3 protein-coding genes are annotated in these 2269 nt (G+C 60.6%); 1 reads left to right on the top strand and 2 read right to left on the bottom strand.

All coding sequences use genetic code 11. The features are described from left to right. Positions 1–24 precede the first annotated feature (24 nt). Both GPL81_RS30935 and GPL81_RS30930 read right to left on the bottom strand, forming a co-directional pair. Positions 25–333, bottom strand: a complete 309-nt coding sequence (locus GPL81_RS30935) for a PsiF family protein (RefSeq protein WP_096513655.1) — start codon at positions 331–333, stop codon at positions 25–27. Positions 334–397: 64 nt separating this feature from the next. Then, positions 398–1192, bottom strand: a complete 795-nt coding sequence (locus GPL81_RS30930; protein ID WP_160109874.1) for an AraC family transcriptional regulator — start codon at positions 1190–1192, stop codon at positions 398–400. A gap of 96 nt (positions 1193–1288) precedes the next feature. Here GPL81_RS30930 and GPL81_RS30925 point away from each other — a divergent pair, with 96 nt between their 5' ends. Next, a complete protein-coding gene (locus GPL81_RS30925) occupies positions 1289–2176 on the top strand; it encodes a DMT family transporter (RefSeq protein WP_160109873.1) in 888 nt (295 codons plus the stop codon). The last annotated feature ends 93 nt before the right edge of the window (positions 2177–2269 follow it).

The raw sequence follows: 2269 nt of genomic DNA, 5'->3' as shown, positions 1-2269 counted from the left end.
CCACCCCCCCCCCCAGCCCGATACTTATTTTTTCTTCAGGCAATCACTCATGAACGCCTTGCGCGCATCCCCTTTCAGGGCTTTGGTCGCCGCATCGGCATTGCAGGTCTTCATCTTCTCTTGCTGCGGAGTCAAGGCTTTGCCGGCATCGTTCGCTGCCGGTGCCGCCTTGAGGCAAGTGCTCATGAAGGCTTTGCGCTCATCGCCCTTGAGGCTTTTTGCGGTGGCGTCGGCGTTGCAGGTGGTCATCTTGTTCTGTTGTTCAGTGGCGGCGAAACTCTGGGAGCAGAGCAGCAAACCGATCATCAACAAAGGGACACGCAACATCTTCATGGAGTTTTCTCCTTGTTGCCGTACCGAGGGGAACGGCCTCGCCATGGAGTGTAGACAACAGCTGTTACACCTTCCTGCTCTCCAGATGGCTGCGTCGGTACTGCTCCGGTGTACACCCGGCCTGGCGCTGGAACATCGCGATAAACGCGGAGCCGGTGCTGTAGCCCATGTCGAAGGCGACTTCCTGAATACTGCGATGGCTGTCCAGCGCTTCGATGGCCGCGAGAAACCGCAGGCGCTGGCGCCACTCGCCAAAACTCATGCCCAACTCGCGGACAAACTGCCGCGCCAGGGTGCGCTCGCTGACATGGATGTGCGCCGCCCAATCCGCCAATGGCCGGTTATCCCCGGGCTCATTCTGCAGGGCTTCGAGAATGCCGAGCAGCCCCGCGCTGCTGGCGTAGGGCAGGTAGCACTCATGCACCGGCGCCAGTTGCAGTTGATCCACCAACACCTGGGCCAGGCGCCGGTCCGCGTCCTGCTCGGGAATCTTCACGTCCCGGGCGGCGAAATCCTTGAGGATGGCCTTGAGAATGTCGCTAATGGCCAGGGTGCAGGCTTGTGGCGGCAATTCATGGCAAAGCGTCGGCGCGAGGCAGACCGCGCGGTAGTTGATCGGCTGGTTGCTGTAGAAACTGTGCTCGGTTTCGGGCGGGACCCACACGGCGTATTGCGGCGGTGACATGAAGCGGCTGCCGCCAATCTCCATGTGCAACACGCCGTGGGCCGAATACTCCAGCGTGCCCCACGGATGCCGATGCGCCGAAGCAAAGCGGTGGGCATCGAAATCGGCATAACGAAAGTACACCGGGGCCGGCAGTTCGCTGAAATCCAGCAAGTCGATGTGTTTATGGGTCATGGTGTCCGGAATCAGGGGTGGGTTGTCCGGATCGAAGTATAGGCCTGTATCCAGACAGGGGATAATCACTCCTCATTAACGTTCTGGTTGTTCCCGATGCAATACGCTTATCCCCTGCTGGCCATTTTTATCTGGGCCGGCAACACCGTAATCACGAAAATGTCGGCCGGGGCGATCTTCCCCGCCGAGATCGGTTTTTACCGCTGGCTGCTTGCCGGACTGTTGTTCACGCCCTTCCTGCTCAAACCGGTGATCGCCCACTGGCCGGCGATTCGCCCGAATCTGGGCAAGATCTTCATCCTCGGTGTGCTCGGCATGGCGGTCTATCAGAGCCTGGCGTACTTCGCAGCGGCCCTGACCTCGGCCACCAACATGGGCATTATCCTGTCGCTGATGCCCTTGATGTCCCTGGCCATGGCGATCATCAGCCTCGGCCAGCGCCTGACCGCCGGGGCACTGGCCGGCGCGGTGCTGTCGTTCGCCGGAGTCCTGGTGGTCGTCTCTTCCGGCAGCCTCGACCTGTTGCTGGAGCACGGGGTGAATCTGGGTGATGCAATGATGCTGGTCGCCACGCTGGCCTATGCGGTCTACAGCACACTGTTGAAAAAATGGCAGCTGAAATTGCCACCGCTGGTGTTGTTGTATTTGCAGGTGCTGGTGGCGGTGGCGGTGCTGTTTCCCTTGTTCCTCGCCTCGCCGAAAATCGGCCCGACCCTGCAGAACATTCCGCTGGTGCTGTATGCCTGCCTACTGGCTTCAATGCTGGCGCCCCTGGCCTGGATGCAGGCCGTGGTGCGCCTGGGACCGAGCCGGACCACGTTGTTCTTCAATTTGCTGCCAGTGATGACGGCCTTGATTGCGGCGGGGGTGCTGCATGAGCAATTGGCGATGTATCACCTGGTGGGCGGGATGTTGACCTTGGGTGGGGTGATACTTTCGGAGCGTTGGACGACGGTGTTGGGGCGCAAGGTCAGCATTGCCTGATCTGGCCTCATCGCGGGCAAGCCCGCTCCCACAGGTTCTGTGTCGAACCCACTTTCCGGGTGCAACTCGAAACTTGTGGGAGCGGGCTTGCCC

The sequence above is a fragment of the Pseudomonas izuensis genome (genome assembly GCF_009861505.1).
Lineage (GTDB): Bacteria > Pseudomonadota > Gammaproteobacteria > Pseudomonadales > Pseudomonadaceae > Aquipseudomonas > Aquipseudomonas izuensis.
The sequence above is the reverse complement of the archived record's forward strand: the minus strand, read 5'-3'. Positions and strand labels throughout refer to the sequence as shown.

Coding starts and splice junctions, on each gene's coding strand:
- GPL81_RS30935 (WP_096513655.1), bottom strand. CDS start 333: ATGAAGATGTTGCGTGTCCCTTTGTTGATGATCGGTTTGCTGCTCTGC.
- GPL81_RS30925 (WP_160109873.1), top strand. CDS start 1,289: ATGCAATACGCTTATCCCCTGCTGGCCATTTTTATCTGGGCCGGCAAC.
- GPL81_RS30930 (WP_160109874.1), bottom strand. CDS start 1,192: ATGACCCATAAACACATCGACTTGCTGGATTTCAGCGAACTGCCGGCC.